At 60.3% G+C, this 18,773-nt stretch carries 19 protein-coding genes; 9 read left to right on the forward strand and 10 right to left on the reverse strand.

Annotation, left to right across the window (positions count from 1 at the left end; genetic code table 11):
• Window positions 1-553: 553 nt before the first annotated feature.
• Window positions 554-1,129, reverse strand: a complete 576-nt coding sequence (locus tag DES53_RS12595) for a Fur family transcriptional regulator (RefSeq protein WP_245958158.1) — start codon at window positions 1,127-1,129, stop codon at window positions 554-556.
• Window positions 1,126-2,160, reverse strand: a complete 1,035-nt coding sequence (locus DES53_RS12600) for a ThuA domain-containing protein (protein WP_113958635.1) — start codon at window positions 2,158-2,160, stop codon at window positions 1,126-1,128. Before DES53_RS12600 ends, DES53_RS12595 begins: the two co-directional genes overlap by 4 nt.
• A 303-nt stretch (window positions 2,161-2,463) precedes the next feature.
• Between DES53_RS12600 and DES53_RS12605 the strand changes: the two genes are divergently transcribed.
• On the forward strand, window positions 2,464-3,957 hold the full coding sequence (locus tag DES53_RS12605; RefSeq protein ID WP_170157065.1) for an HTTM domain-containing protein: 1,494 nt from the start codon (window positions 2,464-2,466) through the stop codon (window positions 3,955-3,957).
• 17 nt (window positions 3,958-3,974) lie between these two features.
• On the opposite strand, the gene der is transcribed toward DES53_RS12605, so the two are convergent.
• Both der and DES53_RS32960 read right to left on the reverse strand, forming a co-directional pair.
• Window positions 3,975-5,561, reverse strand: coding sequence for a ribosome biogenesis GTPase Der (gene der / locus DES53_RS12610; protein ID WP_113958637.1), 1,587 nt, complete (start codon window positions 5,559-5,561; stop codon window positions 3,975-3,977).
• Window positions 5,562-5,650: 89 nt separating this feature from the next.
• Window positions 5,651-6,238 carry a CDP-alcohol phosphatidyltransferase family protein gene (locus tag DES53_RS32960; protein ID WP_170157066.1) on the reverse strand — a complete coding sequence of 196 codons (588 nt, stop codon included), beginning with the start codon at window positions 6,236-6,238 and terminating at the stop codon, window positions 5,651-5,653.
• Between the two features lie 750 nt (window positions 6,239-6,988).
• On the opposite strand from DES53_RS32960, the gene bcp reads away from it, so the two are divergent.
• A complete protein-coding gene (bcp, locus tag DES53_RS12620) occupies window positions 6,989-7,492 on the forward strand; it encodes a thioredoxin-dependent thiol peroxidase (RefSeq protein ID WP_113959060.1) in 504 nt (167 codons plus the stop codon).
• A gap of 268 nt (window positions 7,493-7,760) precedes the next feature.
• A complete protein-coding gene (locus DES53_RS12625) occupies window positions 7,761-8,378 on the forward strand; it encodes a protein-L-isoaspartate(D-aspartate) O-methyltransferase (RefSeq protein ID WP_245958159.1) in 618 nt (205 codons plus the stop codon).
• A 42-nt stretch (window positions 8,379-8,420) separates the two neighbouring features.
• Here the strand turns inward: DES53_RS12625 and DES53_RS12630 are convergent, their stop codons facing one another.
• Window positions 8,421-9,044 carry a hypothetical protein gene (locus tag DES53_RS12630; RefSeq protein ID WP_113958640.1) on the reverse strand — a complete coding sequence of 208 codons (624 nt, stop codon included), beginning with the start codon at window positions 9,042-9,044 and terminating at the stop codon, window positions 8,421-8,423.
• Between the two features lie 433 nt (window positions 9,045-9,477).
• Between DES53_RS12630 and DES53_RS12635 the strand changes: the two genes are divergently transcribed.
• Window positions 9,478-9,918, forward strand: coding sequence for a DUF5069 domain-containing protein (locus DES53_RS12635; RefSeq protein ID WP_113958641.1), 441 nt, complete (start codon window positions 9,478-9,480; stop codon window positions 9,916-9,918).
• A gap of 155 nt (window positions 9,919-10,073) precedes the next feature.
• On the opposite strand, the gene DES53_RS12640 is transcribed toward DES53_RS12635, so the two are convergent.
• Window positions 10,074-10,541 carry a hypothetical protein gene (locus DES53_RS12640; RefSeq protein WP_113958642.1) on the reverse strand — a complete coding sequence of 156 codons (468 nt, stop codon included), beginning with the start codon at window positions 10,539-10,541 and terminating at the stop codon, window positions 10,074-10,076.
• Between the two features lie 52 nt (window positions 10,542-10,593).
• The gene (locus tag DES53_RS12645; RefSeq protein ID WP_113958643.1) at window positions 10,594-11,007 is read right to left on the reverse strand and encodes a GreA/GreB family elongation factor; all 414 of its coding nucleotides are present in this window, start codon (window positions 11,005-11,007) and stop codon (window positions 10,594-10,596) included.
• A 635-nt stretch (window positions 11,008-11,642) separates the two neighbouring features.
• Here DES53_RS12645 and mnmA point away from each other — a divergent pair.
• From mnmA to DES53_RS12660, 3 genes are read left to right on the forward strand one after another with little or no spacing between them, the layout of a single operon-like run.
• Window positions 11,643-12,737, forward strand: a complete 1,095-nt coding sequence (mnmA, locus tag DES53_RS12650) for a tRNA 2-thiouridine(34) synthase MnmA (RefSeq protein ID WP_113958644.1) — start codon at window positions 11,643-11,645, stop codon at window positions 12,735-12,737.
• Window positions 12,738-12,772: 35 nt separating this feature from the next.
• Window positions 12,773-13,414, forward strand: coding sequence for a DUF7832 domain-containing protein (locus tag DES53_RS12655; protein WP_147263379.1), 642 nt, complete (start codon window positions 12,773-12,775; stop codon window positions 13,412-13,414).
• 35 nt (window positions 13,415-13,449) lie between these two features.
• Window positions 13,450-13,929: a hypothetical protein gene (locus DES53_RS12660; protein WP_147263380.1), complete on the forward strand. Its 480-nt coding sequence runs from the start codon at window positions 13,450-13,452 to the stop codon at window positions 13,927-13,929.
• Window positions 13,930-14,280: 351 nt separating this feature from the next.
• Here the strand turns inward: DES53_RS12660 and DES53_RS12665 are convergent, their stop codons facing one another.
• The 3 genes from DES53_RS12665 to DES53_RS12675 all read right to left on the reverse strand — a co-directional run bounded on the left by DES53_RS12665 (window position 14,281) and on the right by DES53_RS12675 (window position 17,173).
• The gene (locus tag DES53_RS12665) at window positions 14,281-14,982 is read right to left on the reverse strand and encodes a zinc ribbon domain-containing protein (protein ID WP_113958647.1); all 702 of its coding nucleotides are present in this window, start codon (window positions 14,980-14,982) and stop codon (window positions 14,281-14,283) included.
• Window positions 14,983-15,131: 149 nt separating this feature from the next.
• Complete coding sequence (locus DES53_RS12670; protein WP_113958648.1) at window positions 15,132-16,244, reverse strand: glycoside hydrolase family 3 N-terminal domain-containing protein; 1,113 nt, start codon at window positions 16,242-16,244, stop codon at window positions 15,132-15,134.
• Between the two features lie 188 nt (window positions 16,245-16,432).
• On the reverse strand, window positions 16,433-17,173 hold the full coding sequence (locus DES53_RS12675) for a uracil-DNA glycosylase family protein (RefSeq protein ID WP_113958649.1): 741 nt from the start codon (window positions 17,171-17,173) through the stop codon (window positions 16,433-16,435).
• A 189-nt stretch (window positions 17,174-17,362) separates the two neighbouring features.
• On the opposite strand from DES53_RS12675, the gene DES53_RS12680 reads away from it, so the two are divergent.
• Window positions 17,363-17,992: a hypothetical protein gene (locus tag DES53_RS12680; protein ID WP_113958650.1), complete on the forward strand. Its 630-nt coding sequence runs from the start codon at window positions 17,363-17,365 to the stop codon at window positions 17,990-17,992.
• Window positions 17,993-18,205: 213 nt separating this feature from the next.
• Window positions 18,206-18,673: a hypothetical protein gene (locus tag DES53_RS12685; RefSeq protein ID WP_113958651.1), complete on the forward strand. Its 468-nt coding sequence runs from the start codon at window positions 18,206-18,208 to the stop codon at window positions 18,671-18,673.
• Window positions 18,674-18,773: the final 100 nt, after the last annotated feature.

The raw sequence follows: 18,773 nt of genomic DNA on the forward strand, positions 1-18,773 counted from the left end.
GGGTGGTGGGTGGAAGGGACGTTTCGGTTAACCGCAAAGGGGCAGAGGAGCGGAGGACGCAGAGGATAGGAGGGTTTGGTGGTGGGGTGGGTTGAGGTTGGGTAAGCGTAGCAATGCTTCGAGGCATGAGGAGGCAGAGATGCGGAGAATGCCATCGCGATTCCATGCGAATTGGCCGACTGTTCAAGGAGCGGCACTAGCCTTAGTGCCGTCTTGCGGTGTGAGTACCCGGGCGAAGGGCGAGGAATCCGACGTATCCATCCTTCAGTCCCGGCTCTCAAGGCTCCGCACCCAGATCGCCGACCACCGGCACTAAGGCTAGTGCCGCTCCTTGAACGGCAGGACGCTTATGCGTGGCGGAGCAGGGTGATGCCGCAAAAGCAGCCGGCCAGAGGCCAGCGCTCCCAGGGCTGCTGTAATGCAATGAAGTGGGGCACCGGATTTGACGATGACTTCGCATCTCTGCCCCTTTGCGGTTAACCGGAATCGGCCCCACAGCCCAAACTCGCGAAGGGATTCCTCCTGCGTCGGGCTGCGCTAACGCGAGCTACGTTCAAGCGCACTTCGGGCAGATGCCGAAGAACTCGAGTTCGTGGTAGAGTTTCCGGAAGCCGGAGTCGCGGGCGATTTGGGCCTCGAGTTGTTCCACCGGACAGGCGATGTCGAGCTGCTCGATCGCGCCGCATTCGGTGCAGATGAGGTAGTCGTGATGCTCGTCTGGGAGGTTCACGGTGTAGTAGGCGGAGCGGTCATGCAGGCCGAGGCGGCGCAGGATCCCCTGCTTCTCCAGGCGCACGAGGAGGCGGAAGACGGTGGCGCGGTCGCAGCGGTTCTTCAGCAGCTTGGACTCGGCGAGTTCGCCCAGCGTCATGGGACGCGGGGACTCGACGAGCACCTTCAGGAGGTCCTCCAGCGCGGCGGTACGGCGCAGGCCGAGCGCGCGGCAGCGGCCTACCGTTTCCTGCACCAGTTTCGCGGATTGCTGCGCGGTCATGGGCTCGCGGACGCCGGTGCCCGCGTGTGAATGACCGTGATCATGATCGTGGCTGTGGTCATGGTCGTGACCTTGGCTGCCAGCGTGGGAGTGCTCCATGCCTTGGGATACGTCAGTGCCGTGAGGGGGGATCATGGCTGCTTCGCGGGAGCGGTCGCGGGCTTGGCAGGGGCAGCGGGTTTCACGCCGGGGCCGCGGTTGCCCACGGGCTCGGCGGTAGGGGTGTTGAAGTCCTCAGGCGAGGGCAGCTTCACCTGTACCATGGGAGTCTTCTCATCGAGGTTTTCGTTGAGCTGGGCTTCGGTGATGGGCAGGGACTTTACGCCGCCCTCGGGCACTTCCAGTCCGGCAGTCCAGACGATGGCATTGAGCACTACTTTGCGGAAGTCATCGATGGCCCAGTTCCGGTGCCAGTGGCCGCCGGTGAAGCCCACGCCGCGTCCGCCGTCCGGGCGTTGCATGCCCCACATGAGGGACTGGGGTTTGCCGAGTTCAGGGTCGGCGCCGTCGTTCCAGTGGATGTAGCGCTTGATGATGGCGCGGGTTGGGGTGGCCTTCAGCAGGGTGCTGTGCACGGGGGGCTCGGGGAAGCGCATCCGGAAGTACCACTCGTCATTCACCTTCACCGGGTTCACGCCGCGGCCCACCGGGTGGTCCTTCGCCGCTTCGGTATCGGCATCCCAGTGGGGGTTCACCGAGTAGCCGCCTGCATAGTATCCACCAATCCAGCGGGTGAATTCCTTGCCCGCTTGGTCAGGGACGACTTCCACGCCGTAGTGCATGCACATGATGCCCACGCCCGCCTTGGCCAGTGCATCGACCTTGTCGAGGTGTCCCACGAAGGGATGCTTCCCACCGCCGTCTGCGTAGCAGATCACGGCCTTGGCGCCGTCGAAGACGGTTTCATCCTTGGGCCAGCCTTCGGTGACCAGCACCACATTCACGGGCAGACCGCTCTGTTCATTGAGAGCACGGGTGAGCAGGGTGCCGCCCGCGCGGAACTCATGCTGGCCGCTCGGGTGACTTTTCACGCCAGCAATGAGGACAATCTTGGTCTTGGCGGGCGCCTGGGCAAACGAAGGGGAGGGGCAGAGGGGCGTCACGAGGGCCACCGCTGCGGTAAGCAACGGGAACAGGCTGACGCGGAAAAAGGAAGCGCGGGTCATGGGAAACGATGATGCCGAAGGGCGGAAGCTTTGCAAAGCCAAACGGGGCTGACGGGAGAGAATCGAATGCGGCATCTAAATGGGTGAATGTCTGCGGTTCATTTCAGGTGGGGTGCCTTGGTCCTTGGGAGGCAGAGGAACCCAATTATCCGGTTCATTGCATTCAGCTTACTTATTGTTAGATTTACGGAGATGTTTAGGGCTGTGGCGACTTCCAATTCTTCCAACGTGCATGCCACGGCATCCGTTGGGGGGGACGCGACGGCCAAACACCCGCTGCGGGCGCTGCGGAGCATTTTTGAGGTGGACCTCCGTTCGCTCGCCGCGTTCCGCATCGCGCTGGCTGCGGTGGTCGTTTCGGACTCGGTAGTGGCCCTCACGAATGCTGAGGCCTTCTATTCCGATACGGGTGTCCTGCCGCGTACGGCTCTGGCGGAGCAGTGGGGTGGTCAGATGATGTGGTCCCTCCATGCCTTGAGCGGCTCGTTGACCTGGCAGGTCGTGCTGATTGTGATGCAGCTCATGGCGGCGGTTTCCCTCCTTGCAGGGCATCGCACCCGGGTGGCGACTCTCGTGTGTTGGGCATTGGTGGCGTCCCTCGATGCGAGGAATCCGATGATCAACAACGGGGCGGACAGCATGATCCGGTTGTTGCTTTTCTGGAGCGTCTTCCTGCCACTCGGAGCGCGGTGGTCCCTGGATGCGCGACGCGACGCCAAGCAGGGTGGGAGCGGAGCGCCGCATCCGGGTAGTACCCTCGTTTCTCTGCCAGCAGCGTGTTTATTGCTTCAGGTGGCCTTCGTGTACTGGTTCTCCGTGGCCTTCAAGAACCACGGGGTGTGGTGGAGTGAGGGCACCGCTCTCAGACAGGTGCTGGAGCTGGATTCCTTGGCGAGGCCTGCGGCCGTGTGGCTCCGGGAGTATCCGGCCGCATGCCGAGCGCTCACCCATTTCACGGTGATATTGGAAATACTCGGGCCTGTGGTGGCCTTCCTTCCCGTGTGGAGGGCGGGGTGCCGGTTCATTGCCGTGCTGGCCATGGTGGGGCTCCACGCCGGTATCGCTATCTGCCTCGATATCGGCGCCTTCCCTTGGGTAATGATGGCTGCTTGGCTGGCATTTCTACCTTCGGAGTTCTGGAGAAGATTCATTCGTGATAAACATGTGAATATTCCTAAAAATGAGAATATAAGATGTGATTATCACGTTGGAAAACGAGATATCGTGTTCGGCTTTGTTTTGAACGGATTTTGCGTGTTTTCTCTTTCCATGGTCTTCCTGTGGAATCTCCGGGGAACCAACTTTGCTTTCTGGGAAAAGGTCTTCCCGCGCTGGGCGAATCCGGCTGCCATGGTCTTCCGGCTGGACCAGTATTGGACTATGTTCGCGCCCACACCGCTGATGGAGGATGGGTGGTTCGTGCTGCGGGCTGGGCTATCCGATGGCTCCGAGGTGGACCTCTTGCGTGATGGTGCTCCCGTTTCCTGGGACAAACCTGCGCTCGCCAGCGCCGCCTACAAGGATGCTCGCTGGCAAAAGTATCAGACGAACCTGTGGATGACCATCCACCAGGTGCACCGCATGCCGTATGGGGACTACGTGGCCCGACGGTGGAATGACTCCCATGGCGGCCTCAGCCAGGTGGTGGCGTGGCAGCTCTGGTTCGTGCGGGAGATGACCCAGCCAGATGGTACCCGGGGCAAGCCCGAGCCCATCCTTATGGCCCAGCGGGAAGGGCATCGGCAGACGCCACCTCCGGCTACTTCGGCGTCACCGGAGCAGCCCTTTAGAGAATGAAGAGCACGGGCTGGGACTCAGCCCCCTTTGCGGCTCCCGACGCTGCGCTTTCTAGTGACGCGATTCTTGGGCCGCTTCTCCCACACGTTGCCGGAAGTGCCCTTGGTCGGGCGGGTATGTTTGGGGCGATTGTCGGTGACGTCTTCTGTATCGGCTTTGGCTGCCTTCGGCTTGCCGCCGGGCTTGGGCTTGTCTCCCCGCGTCTTGCCACGCACCTCCCAGGTAAAGGGGAGTCCGGGAGCGGGCCAGCCGGTGCGGATCACATCTTCCAGGTGGCGCAGGTAGCTTTCCTGGAGCTTGTCCGCGCGATTGGCAAAGAGAACGATCTGCGGCACGGGGATGCGCGGCGGCTTGTCTTCCTTTTTGATCGTCGCGTACAGCAGCTTGAAGGACTTGCCGCTGCGGCCGGTGGTACCGGGAGCATTCTCGATCGCGCGCTGGAGCAGGCGGTTCAGCACGCCAGTGCCGGGCGGATTGGCGGCGCCTTCCTCCACCTGCACCACGGCCTTGAAGACCTTGTCCAGGTGCTGGCCTTCCTTCGCGGAGAGGGCCACGAAGGGGGCGTGGCGCATGAAGAAGAACTCGCGGCCCGCCTGCTCCATGAGCTCCTCCACGCGATCCTTCTGCCCCATGCCGGGGTGGAAGAGGTCAAACTTGTTCAGCAGCAGGATGCAGGGCTTCTGCTGCTCCACGATGATGCTGGCGATCTTGCGGTCCTGCATGGTGATGTTGCTGCAGTCCACCATGAGGAGGCAGATGTCCGCGCGCTTGATGCTCTTGGTGGCCTGCATCGAACTGAAGGTCTCCACCTCGTCGTGGATCTTCGCCTTGCGACGCATGCCCGCAGTGTCGATGAGCTGGTACTTCCGGCCGCGGTGCTCGATGGGGATATCGATGGCATCCCGCGTGGTGCCGGCCACGTCACTCACGATGGTGCGCTGCTTCCCGGCGAGGGCATTTACCAGGGAGGACTTGCCCGCATTCGGGCGGCCTACGATGGCGAGCTTGAGCGGCTGCTTCTTGATGAAGGTCTCGCGATCCGCTTCCCGCGAGCGAACCGCAGGCTTGAGCTGCAGTCGCTTTCCGAGGAGGCCCACCAGCTGGTCAATGCGCACGCCATGGGCGGCGCTCACCTCGATGCTGTCCTCGAATCCGAGCTTGGCGAAGTCCACGCCATGCATGCGGCGCTTTTCGCTGTCCATCTTGTTGATGGCAAGGACGAGCGGCTTGGTGGTCTTGCGTAGGATTCTCGCCAGTTCCAGATCCACGGGAGTGAGACCGGCGACGCCGTCCACCACGAAGAGAATCAGATCCGCCACGTCCATGGCGAGGTGCGCCTCCGCCTGCACCTGCTGGTAGAAGTCGTCCTCAATCTTCTCGCCGATACCGCCCGTGTCCATGATGTCGAAAGGCGCGATGGCCTTCGTGCAGGTGGCGATGAGACGGTCACGGGTCACGCCGGGGCGGTCATGCACGATGGCGATGGTGCGGCCTGCGAGACGGTTGAAGAGGGCGGACTTGCCCACATTGGGACGACCCACAATCGCCACCATCGGGGTGGCAGTCGGAAGGGGAGGGGGATTGTCGATGTCGTAGTCGTCCATGAGATGCGGGGCGGGGTGGGGCGGGAGGAGGGAAGTGTAGTATACGCCACGAGGGGCCTCGCGGGCTTAGAAACTCAGGTCTATCTGGCTCAGGGGCGGGGGTCGGGATTGCCGTGGCCAGCCGCCTTCACCTGACTGATGGCATCCCCGACGTAGATGATGAAGGAAATGACGGAGAAGAGGGTCGCCGCCGCCGCCACCCAGGGGATGACAGGGTGGAGTTGAAGCATGCCCGCGCTCACGGTGACAATCTGCAGAAAGATGGCCACTTTCCCCGTCCAGTGGGGCTGGATGCGCACTTTGCCGGCGAGGTGATTGACGATGAAGGCTCCGATGATCGCCACCACCTCACGGCCGAAGAAAATGACCACGAAGTAGAGGGGAAGCTTCACCGGCCAGTCGCTGAAAGACAGGATCAGCACGGCGGCCATCATCAGCAGCTTGTCCGCCAGGGGATCCAGGATGACACCGAGGCGGGAGGTCTGGTTGTAGTGCCGGGCGATCCAGCCATCCACCGCATCACTGAGTGCTGCTACCGCGAAAACCACGAGCGAGGCCAGCCACAGACGATCGTCCGGACGCCCTTCACGCACGCTGTGGGCGTAGTAGAGGGCGAAGCAGGCAAAGACCGGAATCAGGAAAATTCTGCCCAGGGTGATTTTATTGGCCAGGGTCACGGAAACGTTGGGATCAGGGGGTGTTGTCCATACTCCAAGAGACGGTGGATGCAAATGGTTGCTGCCCCCCGGCTTCTGTGTCCATGCCCTGGTATCGCGTCTGTCGCGCCCCCCCAGCGGTGAGCGATAGAGGGACCCTGCTGGCAAAGCTGGCTCTCGTGCCCTATCTTCATGTACAGGGAGCTCCAATACACAGTTCAAGAGGCGATGACATACCTTCACATGGAAAACTGATTCCAGGCACTTCTGATGCAGTCCCTCATAGAGACCAACGCGGCAACGCTTCGAAAGCTTCATGAGCGGATGCACGAGACTTTTCGGCACCGCTCCGAGGGGAAGGAGGCGCTTGCCGCATGGGAACGGGCATGCCGGGAGTTTCATGACGGGTACGATGCACTCGCGTTTCCCGGGGGGCTTCGGTCTGGGCTGCGCAGGATCGAGGCAGGGGATATGGCGGCCATAGAGACAGCCATTCTATATTTGGAGATACGTCCGTTTTACTTCCGGGCCCAATACAACCGGAACGACTTCATCAGGCTCATCAAGAGACAATCTCTCCCAGCGCGACTTCAGCAGAGATTTGAAGCAACGCGGGAAAGGTTGCGTGCGTGGAAACAAGCGGGGCGTCCTTCCTGATTGGCTCATGCGCTGTCCCCTGCAGTCGGCAGCATCTGGTATTCGGTCGGATTGTGGGCAGTCTATCGTGCCTCCATGGTTGCGCGCTTGGGATGCTGGCTGCATGCATTTGCCATGCCTTCAGAAACTCAAAAGCCCACACCCGGTACTCCTGCTCCTGACTTCACCGCCCCTGTAGTCGGCGGCGCGTATGCAGATGGTGCAGAGCTGTCCCTCTCCTCCCTCCGGGGCTCGCCGGTGGTGCTGTATTTTTATCCCAAGGATGATACACCCGGATGCACCACACAGGCCTGTGGCATCCGGGATGCGTGGGGCGTACTCTCGCGAAACGCGAAGCTTTTCGGCATCAGCGGCGACACGGTGAAGAAGCATGCGAAGTTCCAGAAGAAATATGAGCTGCCCTTCCCGCTCATCAGCGATGAGGATCACAGCGTCGCTACTGCATATGGTGTGTGGGTGGAGAAGGTGCTCTACGGGCGCAAGTACATGGGCATCGAGCGCAGCACGTTTGTGATCGACAAGGAAGGGGGCATCACGGCGGTGCTGGAGAAGGTGAAGCCGGAGAAGCACGTGGAACTGGTGCTGGAGGCACTGGGGAAAGGGGAAATCACACAGTAACGAAGCAGCAGAGCGATAAGACGGGCTCTTCGCCCCGATGCTGGAACCCTTTGTTGCCTGGCTGCTTTGCGTTTCACCTGTGTGGAATCCCAACACCCGCTGCTGTGGGGTGTCTAAGGGTGGCATCATGAGTGCGTTTCCAGAGCGGCGCGGGCACCTGTGGTTTTCCCTGATGCTGCCTTTGCTTTTTGCGTGCATTCTGCCAGTCGCCTGTTCGCAAGGAGACCATAGACGCGCGGACCGGGACTGGGATACGATGCGCGAAGAAATGGTCAAAAATCAGATCGAAGGACTGGGTCGTGATATCAGTGACAAGCGTGTGCTGGCCGCCATGCGCTCCGTGCCGCGGCACGAGTTCGTGCCGGAGGCGCAGCGTGGTGAGGCGTATGCTGATACCGCCCTTCCCATCGGTCATGGGCAGACCATTTCGCAGCCCTACATTGTGGCCTTCATGACGGAGAAGCTGCTGGCGAAGCCCGAGGACCGTGTGCTGGAGATTGGCACCGGGTCGGGCTATCAGGCTGCCATTCTCGCGAAGATTGTGAAGGAGGTCTATACCATCGAGATCGTGGAGGCCCTGGGCAAGCAGGCGGCGTCAGATCTCAAGAGACTGGGTTTCACCAATGTGAAGACCCGCATCGGCGATGGGTACGTCGGCTGGCCGGAGGCCGCGCCCTTTGATTCGATCATCGTGACCTGCGCCCCAGACAAGATTCCGAAACCGCTCGTGGACCAGCTCAAGGAAGGTGGGCGCATGATCATCCCCGTGGGGCCTGAGCGCGGGCGGCAGAATCTCTACCTCATGCAGAAGACAGACGGTAAGGTGACGCCCGTGGCCGTACTGCCGGTCCGTTTTGTACCTATGACGGGCGAGGCGGGGAGGTGACCCATGGTGCATTCCCCATGTGTGGAAATGCACCTTCCCGCTCTACCTTGGATTCGTCCGCTGCGCAGGGGAGGGTAACGAGGGTGGCAACCCCGGAATGAAATTGGCATCTGGAGAGCCAGACGAGGGATTCCACGGGGAGCCGCTGGGAGGCGGGAGCGGTGAGGAGAAGTTCCCGGGCTGGGGCAGGGTGCCGGGAGGCGGCTCGGCGGTCAGAATGGGTTCCAGTTTGCCGGGCTTCGCGGGTTCCGTGCCAGGCGGTGTGTCCGGAGCCGTACCGGCGGGAGCTGAGCCTGCCGGCAGCACCACCATATCGCCAGCATGCGGCATGCCGTCCACGATGTCTGCGGCCAGAAAGTTCAATTTGCGCTCCGGTCCCGCGACCAGCCGGGAGAGCAGGCCATTGGCGCTGCGTGTCTCAAGCGGCGTCCCTGCGGCGATGGCGAATCCCTGCTCCATGCGCACCAGCACGAATTGCTGTTCCGGATTCACCGATTCGATGACCCCCACAAAGGTGTCCCGCGAGGCGTCCTTCTTTTCCTCCTTGTTCCGGTCGCCCTTCTTGGAGCTGCCGATGCCCGCCAGCCCACGCTTGGCCAGGCCACAGCCGCTGGAAAAAACAGCCAGGCTGGTGAGCAGGAGGGCGACACAAAGACGGGGCATCATGAGGGAATGGGAGAGGCGGGCGCAATTCAGCGTGCACTCTCTTTTAAAAAAAGACCAGTGCCATTGCAAGGGCAATGCATGAATGTCGTCCATCCGCCATGCGGCTCTTTAAAACGTGTCTTTGCTGTTTGTTGCGGCTTAACACCCGTGTGGGAGCCATGGACTATTCCGCCCTACGACATGCTCTGAATGAACTTGTGAGCCGGTGTCCGGGGGCGCGCATGATTCGCTGTGCTGGTCTGTCTGGCACGACTTTCCCTGCGCAAAGAGGGAAATCGCCCCCCAACGGCGCGCGGCGTGGCTTTTTCCGCCATTACGGCGTTTTGACAAAAAAGGCTTGCCGTACTTGGAGGTGCTTCGCAAACTCGCCTGCGTTTCGTTTCGAGACACAGCAACTCAAGCAAGCAATTCGAACCACAAACCGACCATCCAAATGAGCTCCATTGTCCCCATGATTTCGTCCGGCGTTGCCGGTCCTCTCGGAGTCCTGCATCTTCCCCGTCTCTGGCAGAAGGCTTCGCTGGAAGCCGTCGGCAAGCTTCATCCTGACTATCCCGGCTGCGGCAAGGGCTATGACCAAATGGTGCTCGACGGCCTTGGCATCGACCGCGAGGAGTTCCTGGCCTACATCAAGTCCAGCAAGCCTTCCTATGTGCAGCTCGAAAGCTGGGTGCTCTCCAAGAAGGGCGGCAGCCTCGACCAGGCCGCGGTGAAGAAGCTCAACGACGCCATCAAGGGCTACATCCATGATGACGGCACCCGCGCCAGCATCTGCTCCTCCGCCGGTCGTCCTGATGACGGTAGCATCAAGGATGCAGTGAACCTGAACAACCTGGACGACTGGGCCACCTTCTACAGCGCTGAGCTGAAGTAAGCATCCCGCCGTCATTTACCGCGATATTGAAAAACCCGGAGCCTTGCGGCTTCGGGTTTTTTGCAAAGCAGCTTCGACTTCAGTCGAATCAGTGTCGTTGCAGGTCAGTACGGCTGAAGCCGTAGTTACATTATTGACACCGTTGCGAGCTTCCCTCACGCCGCGGCCTGCACTGTGAGGATGCACTTGTAGATGTCTTCACGCAGGCGCCGCACCTGGGTGCACACCTCCGGCACATCCGCACTGGGATGCTCCAAGTGAACGCCCACGGGAATGAGGCTCAAAGTGAAGAGATGATCATGCAGGTAGCGCTTGGCCTCTTCTTCCTTTGCCAGGCTGAAGAGGCCCGCGTAGAAGCGTGGTTTCGGGTCCTCCAAGGGGCCGAGTGTGCGGAAGAGTTCTCGCACGATGCGAAGACTGTCGATGAGCCGTTCGCGATCCGTGGCCGCGAGGTGGTCCAGATAGGCGCTCGCGCGATGTTGCAGGCCGGAGTGCACCAGCCAGCGGTCATTCACCTTGCGCACCCAGGACTCCAGCAGTCGGTCGTCCTCCGGGCAGCCATGATTCTTCCGGCCGCACGAGTCTCGCGCGGCGGGAGGCATGGGGATGATTTCGGGATTCATTTCAAGGCAGGAAGTGAACGTGTATTGTGCGGGAGGATTCGAAATGGAGGCGTCAGACAACCACCTCTTCCTTCTGGATCGAAAGAATGCGCAGCTGCCGGGAGCCGCCCGGAGCGTCGAAGGTCACGGTGGCGCCGAGTGGACGGCCGAGCAGGGCAATGCTGATGGGGGCCAGCACTGAGTAGAGCCCGGCATCCAGGTCTGCCTCGTGCGGAAGCACAATCCGGCAGACCATCGCATTGGACGCTGGAGCGGAGAAATCATTCACCGTAACTGCATCATAAAGACCTACCGAGGGGGGATTCACAAGACTTTTTAGCGAGGCTCCTTCTCCCGCCTGACCCACCAAACGCATGAGTTCCTGGTGCCTCCCTTCATCGAGATGCGGGATGAACTCACGTTGAGTATGGAGGGCGAGGATGAGATGCAAATCTTTGTGCGATAGGGTAATGGAATGAGTATTCATGAGGATAGTTCGGTATGGGCGTGGACTTCCGGACCACGCGCCGGGTCTCACGAGTCAATGCTCGAAGCCAAGGACGGCAGATGGCCGGATGGAGGGGCGCTGGATGATGAAGCGCGGGCGCGGGGAGGCCGGGAAAGACAGCTCAACGAATGGCCGCCCCGCCTAATGCCGGAAGGCCGTCAGGCGGTGACCATGCCGGGTCGCAGGCACAAGCATCCGCAGCCCAGCCTCAAGGGAGGGCGTCTTTGCGGTGAGTGTCCTGCTGGTATTCATGACCAGGAACAAGATAGGCTATGAAAGGGGAAAGGCAAATGACGGGCGGAAGGAATGGCCGCAAAAGAACGCAAAGAGCGCAAAAAGGTTTCGTCAGGGGTGGGCGGAGATTTCAGTGACAGCCGACCCAGGTCTTGAAGTGTCCTCATGGTGAGAACTCACCCAGTAGACTCAGACCCTTTGCGTTCTTTGCGTTCTTTTGCGGCCATTCTTTTTCGCACCAATCTCCCCACTGGCCCACACTCGTATCACATTTGCGTTGAACCCATGCCCACGCTCGTGTTCTGAGTACGGCTCGCGATTTCGCATCCCCATCATTCCAGTATTCCAACCTTCCACGACTCCATCCCCGTTCCCGCCCCATGTCACGCATCCTTGCCGCCATGTCCGGAGGTGTCGACAGCAGTGTCGCCACCGCACTCCTCGTACGCGAGGGGCACGAGGTGCATGGCGCGTACATGAAGAATTGGATCAATGAGGAGAACATCATTGGCCACTGCCCCTGGGAGGAGGACATTGAGGATGCGCGTGCGGTGGCGGACCAGCTTGGCATTGAGTTCCGTGTGGTGAATCTCATGCAGGAGTACCGTGAGCGTGTGGTGAAATACCTGCTGGAAGGCTACCAGCAGGGCATCACGCCGAATCCGGATGTGATGTGCAATCGCGAGATGAAGTTCGGCGTGCTCTGGGACTGGGCGCGTGAGCACGGTTTTGATGCCATCGCGACCGGACACTATGCGCGGAATGATGTGCTGGAGGACGGCGCCGCGGTGGTGCGCCGCGGCGTGGATCCGAACAAGGACCAGACCTACTTCCTGGCCATGATGCGGCCGGAGCAGGTGGAGATTGCCAGGTTTCCCATCGGCTCCTTGCTGAAGCCTCAGGTTCGTGAAGAGGCAACAAAGCTCGGCCTGAAGACCGCGGACAAGAAGGACAGCCAGGGGATCTGCTTTATCGGCGAGGTGAAGATGGAGGATTTCCTGCGTACGTTTGTGGAGGACAAGCCTGGCAATATTGTGAATCTGGAAGGCAAGGTGCTCGGCGAGCACCGTGGGCTGCATCTCTACACCCTCGGCCAGCGCAAGGGCCTTCGCGTGGCGAGCAATCTCTACAAGCAGGCGTATGTCGTGGTGGCGAAGCGTCCTGCCACGAATGAACTCGTGATCGCCATCGAACGCGAAGACACGCCTCTGCTGTGGGCACGGCGTTGCACGCTGAATGGCATCTCCACCACGGGCGCTGATCTCACGCGCGAGTGGGACCTGCTCGCCATGCCACGCTATCGCAACCCGTCAGCGGAGGCGCATTTCCGCCCGTACGAACGTGAGGACGGTTGGGCGGCGGAGCTCACCTTCACCGCGCCGCAGCGTGCACTCACTCCCGGACAGATCTGTGCGCTGTATGATGGGGACCGCCTGCTCGGTGGTGCTTTTTTCGAGACCATTCATTATGATTGATGTCACGCGTGTCGCTGGAATATGGTGGCGCACGCATGGCAAAATCAATCCACTACGATTCTGCCGACTGGCATTACGACAAGAAATTCGTAGAGACTGGACTTCCGGACCAGTACAGCGCACATCACATCCTCTACTTTCAGCGGTGGCTGCATGAGCGTGATGCGCTCACCGACGACTTCTGGGTGGAGGTGGTGGAAGACGGCCCCCGGGTGTTTCCGCAGGACTTTCGCGCTTGGGGGGATATCGAGTTTCTGGACTACATGGTGAAGCCGGAGTGGCGTCCGTTTGTGGATGCCTACTACAGCGGCGCATATCAGCGCGACTATGCTGCCACACTACAGGGGGATCTCCCCAGCATGTATCACATTCCCTTCACGGACGAGGGTGGAGCCAAATTGAAGACAGTGCTGGATGAACGCCATGCCCAGTGGAGGGAGAATCCGGACCGCTGGGTGAAACCGCAGACGGTAACACAGAAGCATCCCAAAACTTCGGGTGCGCTCGTCACCGTGGGATTCATCCTCCTGCTCGTGCTCTTGGTGGTGGTCGTCGGGAAGCTGTTCGACGTGGTGGAGCGTGCCATTCAGGGCACCGTGTTCCAAGTGCCCGTCACCATCCTGCTCCTTGCCATGATGGGATGGGGCGTGTGGAAGGCTTTCCGGAAGAAGCCCTGACTTCTCACTCCAGCACGAGCTCCATGGATACCGGCATGTTTCTCACACGCGCCACCGCGATGGTGGCCTTCGTGTTGTACGTGCTGGCCTTTGTACCGCGCTTCAAGCGTCCGTGGAGTCGCGTACGGTGGTCCGCTGGTGCTGTCGTGTTCCTCGCGCATGTGATCTGCGCATTCCATTTTGTGCATCACTGGAGCCATGCGGATGCCTATGCGTCCACGGCAAAGCAAACCTATGAGCTCGCCGGCCTCGACTGGGGCGGGGGAGTGTATTTCAACTATGTCTTTACCGCACTTTGGGTGGTGGATGCGGTGTGGTGGTGGGTGTCACCCGTGAGTCACGAGAAGCGCCATCGCTTGATTCTTTATGCACTACATGGCTTCATGGCCTTCATGTGGTTCAACGGGACCGTGGTGTTTGGTCGAGAGGCTACGAGATGGGTGGGCGTGGCTGGGTTTGCGGTGGTGGGTATGAGCCTTCTCGCGAGTCGAATCAGCAAGCGGTCGATTTCGTGAAATGAAACTCGGTAGGGTGCTTTGGGATGCGGAACCAGATGGTGGGGATAGGGCGTCGCAGGCCGATTTCACCTGGCAGCTCCGCACGGCTCCGCCCACGAAAATTAGGAGGCCGACGCAGCAGCCCCCTACCGGTCAATAGGCAGGCGGCGTCATCGACCAGAGGCGCACGCTTCTCCATTCTCCACCCGTTCCGCGAACCTTGATGGCAATCCCGAGGATGCCGCCCTACCAAACCATTTCATGTCATGCGAGACCTCGAAGCCCGCAACGCGATCGCAATCCATGGCGAGCCAACCACGGCTCAACAATCGCTCAGCCATTGCCCAACCATCGCAAACTCCCTCCCCGCTATCCCTGATACAGCACGCGTCCGCACTGTTCGCAGTTGGTGATTTCTTTCTGCTCACGCACACCCTGGATGGTGGCGAGCACCACTTTCATATGGCAGCCCTGGCAGGTGTCTTTTTCAAGAGGTACCACGACCGAGTTGCCCTTGCTCTTCAGCAGGCGGTTGTACATGGAGAGGGCGTCAGGCTCGACATTACCGGAGAGATCCGTGCGTTCCTTGTTCAGTTCCGCAAGGCGCTCTTGAATGGCCTTGGCACGCTCCGTGAGTTCAGCAATCTCGGCATCGACACTCTTCTTGGTGACTCCGAGCGCCTGCTGGGCGGCCGTGAGGCCTGGCTTCACTTTCTCGAGCTGATCCATGAGCTCCAGTTCCTGGTCTTCCAGGTTGGAAATCTCCTTTTCATAGCGCTCGATTTCGTGGCCCATGGCGCGGAACTCCTCGTTCTTGCGCGTGGCGAACTGCTGTTCCTTCAGGCGCCCGATGGTGTTGCGCCGGGTGTTGGCGTCGAGTTCGAGATTCTTGATCTTCAGTTCCACCTCACGTACGCGTCCTTGAGCCGTGGCCACTGCCGCCTCATCGTCTGCAAGGCGCCCCTTCGCCCGCTCCTGCAGGGTGGGGATGTTCTTGAGATCCTTGGAAAGCGAGATGATGCGCTGATCGCGGTCCTGAAGGTCGAGGAGATTTTGGATGACGGGGAGCATGGGAATGAAAGTAAACAGTGTTCAGTAGTCAGTATTCAGTGTGCGGCAGTCGGGAGTATGTAGTGAGTAGTAAATGGTAAGTAGGGGGCAAGTTGCAGATACTGGTTACTGAATGCTGTTTACTGACTACTCACTAGTTGCTACTTGCTTCAATAGAGCTCCACCGGCGACCGCTTGCCATCCTCAACACTCAGGATGGCAGCACGTTCCTCACCGAGGGTGTCCACGCGGAGCTGCCAGATTTCGTCGTTGACTTCGGCGAAGCGCTCCAGGGAGAAGGGCGAGGGGGTGGAGAGTTTCTTCTTGGTCTTTTCCAGGCGTATCAGAGCATCGTACACCACAGGGTCCGGTAGGGCTTCGAGATGCTTCCTGGCTTCCTCCACCATTTCCAGGCGGTGGCAGATCATCACCATGTCATTGCCGGCTTTCACGGCTTCCTGGATGGCCTGCTCGAAGGTGACTTCATTCAGGATGGCACCCATGTCCAGATCATCCGTCATGGCGAGACCGTCGAAGCCAAGCTGATCACGCAGGAGTTTCTGCACAATGTTGTGGGAGAGTGAGGCGGGCCAGCGCTCATTCTGCGGGTCATAGGCGCGGTAGTTCGCGTGGCAGACCATCACGCTGTCCAGCTCCGGCATGAGGGCGCGGTAGGGGAGGAGTTCCTCCTTGTCCAGTTGCTCGCGGGTCTTGTCGATGATGGGCAGGAACTCATGCGGATCGCACTCGGCGGGGCCGTAGCCGGGGAAGTGCTTGGCGCAGCTCAGCACGCCCTCCTTGCGCATGGCACGGTTGAAGGTACCGGCGAAGTCCACGACCTGCTGGGGGTCGGTGCCGTAGCAGCGGCCCTTCAGTGAATTGTCCGCCGTGTCATCGTAGCTGATGTCCAGCACGGGGCAGAGATCGAGATTGATGCCGAAGAGGCGCAGCAGCTTCCCGGTGAGTTTGCCGTGCTGCTTGATGAGGTCAAAGCTGCCCTTCTCGCGGAGTTGCTGGGCGTTGGGAGGCTCGTGGCCGATGTAGCGCAGGCGGGAGACTCGGCCCCCCTCCTGGTCGATGGTGATGATGGGCTCGATCTCGCTCAGGTCGCGCAGGTCGTCGCAGAGCTTGCGGAGGGTCGCGGCGTCCTTGAGGTTCCTGCTGAAGAGGATGTAGCCGCCGGGCTGGAGCTTTTTCAGACGCGCTGCCGTGGCGCTGTCGAGTTCAGGAGCGGGAATGCCGGTGAGGAGAAGCTGGCCGAGACGGGAGGCGTGAGAGGACATTTTGGAATTTCCTCCAGCCTAGCGGGAAGGTCGGAAGGTGCAAGCACCGCATGGGCCTGCGGATCTTTCGCCGCAAAGAAACGCAAAATGCGCAAAGGGCCGGAGAACCACGCCGCGCTGGCCACTGGAGGTTGGGCTTCAGGTCTGACAGTGGGTGTTGGGCATCCTGCCTGACGGCGAAGGCACACTCACGAAGCCGGCCACACGCCCAGCTTCTCCAGCGTGCGTGTGACATTGCCAGACCAGTCCTTGTTCGCCGCCGGGCTGGCTGGGCTGGGGTGCAGGATGCGGGCGATTTTCATCTTGGGGAAAGCGGGCTTCAGCAGCAGGGCGCGCCCCTCCGCAAAGCCTCCCACGCCGATGAGCCATTCCGGTTGCAAGGCCTCCACCAACTGGTGCAGATGCTCATCACACGCGCGAAAGACAGGCTCCATCTCTGCGGGGCGGATCTTGTCCGGAGTGAGGTTGGCGCCGGTCTCGCTCATGAACACCAGCGGGCAGTAGTTTGCTACGAAATGATCGGCGAAGAAGTTCTCCGCTGGGCCGAACCGCTGGGCGAAGAGACCCCACAGCCTGCGACCGCTCACCTCGCTCTGCGGGCAATCGAAGCCCACGACCGGGCGCTTGGGATGTTCCTTGGGCGGCTTGCCGACGGCGGTCTTGATACCCAGCCAATCCCGCACGGCTGCAATCTCTCCGAAGGGCACGCCCGTCTGCGTCATGCCGAAGGGGCCCGGATTCATGCCGAGGAACACCACCTTCTTCCGCGTGCTGCCGTAGCGCGTAAGGTACAGCTCATGGGGTTCGGCGGCGTACTCCAGTGGATTGTAGACGAACTCGACAGGTGGGGAGAAACGCAGAGGCTTGAGCGTATCGCGCAAGGAGTGGGCAGCGGAAATGAGTGCCAGGTGGGGAGATGCGGCGGGCATGGGGAATGAACAGGAGGCATGCACCAGCCTCGCGGAGGGGGCCAGACAATTTTTCAAGACCGGTAGAACGAATGTGGCTGAATGCCATGCGACCTTGAATGCGTTTCCAAAGTGCATCGAGGTGAGGGAACGGCAGGGTCGATTGCCCCGTGCCATTCGATTCCACTTGATGATCCGCCCCCTTCCATCATGAAGACATTCCTTCCCCTTCTCGTGGTGTTGTTCCTGATGACTGGAGCCTCTGCCGAAAAGCAGGCCCAGCGACTGGGAGAATTCCGGGCCACCTTTGGAGACGAACTCTATGAAGCCCTTTTCCACTTGCCTGAAACGAGGGATGCCATGCGGAAGCACATTCCCCGTTTGGATCAATGGATTGGCTTTGAGGTGAATTTCTGGAAAGAGATTCCAGAGGAGACCAAATTGAAGATTCTCGATGACGTGGGGACCCAGATAGAATCGTTCAAGGAGGGCGGTGGAATCGACCGTGTATGGCAGAAGATTCGTGACTGGATTGCCATCGATCAGCAACTCGGGTTGCTCGCCACGTTTAGCGATGCAGACGAGGAGTTCATGGACATCCTGTACCAGGACCCCTTGCTGCGCCCCTCCTTCAAGTGGTTGCTGGAGCGGAGGCCCAAGGACTTCGATCCGAAATACATTGGAGGCAGCTTCACGAGTGGAGAGATGGCGGGCTTCTACCCCATGCTGGTGGAGCGCCTGCTGAACGCATCCAAGAAGGAGCGCTTTGAGTGCTTCGGAAGAATCTTCACCTACATAGCAAAGGAATCGCCAGGTGAACAAAGCAAGGCGGGCGAGTAGATAGCGCCTTCTGCCAAGGCCTTGTGATCGAGTCCGGAGAATGGCGCGTTGGGCAAATGTGGGGCATTGGTTTCACGTTGAACCCTGATTCAAACATGAGCCGACGCTGGCGTTCTGCATTGTCGGATTTCGTCGTGGTCGTTATGCTGCCGGGCGAGGACTCGCTTTCTCGCGATATTCCTCATGCATCCCCTTGGCCCCCCTCCAACACGCATGAGCATTCTTCAGTTCTTCAAGAAGCGTTTTTCCCCGCAGCGGATAGTCGATCCAGATTTCGGCAGTCTGCTGTACATGCACATCCCCAATGCGCCCGAGCGATCGTACTGGGAGTGTGATTGGAACTTCCCCCGCACAGGGACGAATATCTCCATCAGCCTGCCCGGAGATGAGAATGGACCGTGGCCGGAGTCACGGGAGTTCTACTTTGAGGCGGTGGAGCGCTTTGACCAGATTCTCGCAGCCGTGCGGCCCAAGCTCGATGAGGTCTTCATCGATTGGCTGCAGCAGGAACTGCCGGACTACATCTTTTCCGCGGTCAGGCTGGCTGGCTTTGATTTGCAGGAGCCCCGTGGACAGCCGGTGAAGTGGGAGATTTCCTTCGAGACCACCGGCAAGAAGTGGCTGTGCATCAGCATTCCCTTCGAGGGGGAGACGGCTGGAGATGCGACGGTGGATACGTAAGCCATGTCCTGGCAGGCTCCCAGAGAGAATCGCGCTGGCACGGTGACAGGAAACCGAAGGTGGCGCCTCGAGCGTTCGTCATCAATGGGGTCGAGTACGA

The sequence above is a fragment of the Roseimicrobium gellanilyticum genome (assembly GCF_003315205.1).
GTDB lineage: Bacteria > Verrucomicrobiota > Verrucomicrobiia > Verrucomicrobiales > Verrucomicrobiaceae > Roseimicrobium > Roseimicrobium gellanilyticum.

What these genes read in the sequence shown, in the direction of transcription:
- DES53_RS12595 (WP_245958158.1), bottom strand. Translation starts at nt 1,129, where the DNA reads ATGATCCCCCCTCACGGCACTGACGTATCCCAAGGCATGGAGCACTCC.
- DES53_RS12600 (WP_113958635.1), bottom strand. Translation starts at nt 2,160, where the DNA reads ATGACCCGCGCTTCCTTTTTCCGCGTCAGCCTGTTCCCGTTGCTTACC.
- der (WP_113958637.1), bottom strand. Translation starts at nt 5,561, where the DNA reads ATGGACGACTACGACATCGACAATCCCCCTCCCCTTCCGACTGCCACC.
- bcp (WP_113959060.1), top strand. Translation starts at nt 6,989, where the DNA reads ATGCCTTCAGAAACTCAAAAGCCCACACCCGGTACTCCTGCTCCTGAC.
- DES53_RS12625 (WP_245958159.1), top strand. Translation starts at nt 7,761, where the DNA reads ATGGTCAAAAATCAGATCGAAGGACTGGGTCGTGATATCAGTGACAAG.
- DES53_RS12630 (WP_113958640.1), bottom strand. Translation starts at nt 9,044, where the DNA reads ATGATGCCCCGTCTTTGTGTCGCCCTCCTGCTCACCAGCCTGGCTGTT.
- DES53_RS12635 (WP_113958641.1), top strand. Translation starts at nt 9,478, where the DNA reads ATGAGCTCCATTGTCCCCATGATTTCGTCCGGCGTTGCCGGTCCTCTC.
- DES53_RS12640 (WP_113958642.1), bottom strand. Translation starts at nt 10,541, where the DNA reads ATGAATCCCGAAATCATCCCCATGCCTCCCGCCGCGCGAGACTCGTGC.
- DES53_RS12645 (WP_113958643.1), bottom strand. Translation starts at nt 11,007, where the DNA reads ATGAATACTCATTCCATTACCCTATCGCACAAAGATTTGCATCTCATC.
- mnmA (WP_113958644.1), top strand. Translation starts at nt 11,643, where the DNA reads ATGTCACGCATCCTTGCCGCCATGTCCGGAGGTGTCGACAGCAGTGTC.
- DES53_RS12655 (WP_147263379.1), top strand. Translation starts at nt 12,773, where the DNA reads ATGGCAAAATCAATCCACTACGATTCTGCCGACTGGCATTACGACAAG.
- DES53_RS12660 (WP_147263380.1), top strand. Translation starts at nt 13,450, where the DNA reads ATGTTTCTCACACGCGCCACCGCGATGGTGGCCTTCGTGTTGTACGTG.
- DES53_RS12665 (WP_113958647.1), bottom strand. Translation starts at nt 14,982, where the DNA reads ATGCTCCCCGTCATCCAAAATCTCCTCGACCTTCAGGACCGCGATCAG.
- DES53_RS12670 (WP_113958648.1), bottom strand. Translation starts at nt 16,244, where the DNA reads ATGTCCTCTCACGCCTCCCGTCTCGGCCAGCTTCTCCTCACCGGCATT.
- DES53_RS12675 (WP_113958649.1), bottom strand. Translation starts at nt 17,173, where the DNA reads ATGCCCGCCGCATCTCCCCACCTGGCACTCATTTCCGCTGCCCACTCC.
- DES53_RS12680 (WP_113958650.1), top strand. Translation starts at nt 17,363, where the DNA reads ATGAAGACATTCCTTCCCCTTCTCGTGGTGTTGTTCCTGATGACTGGA.
- DES53_RS12685 (WP_113958651.1), top strand. Translation starts at nt 18,206, where the DNA reads ATGAGCATTCTTCAGTTCTTCAAGAAGCGTTTTTCCCCGCAGCGGATA.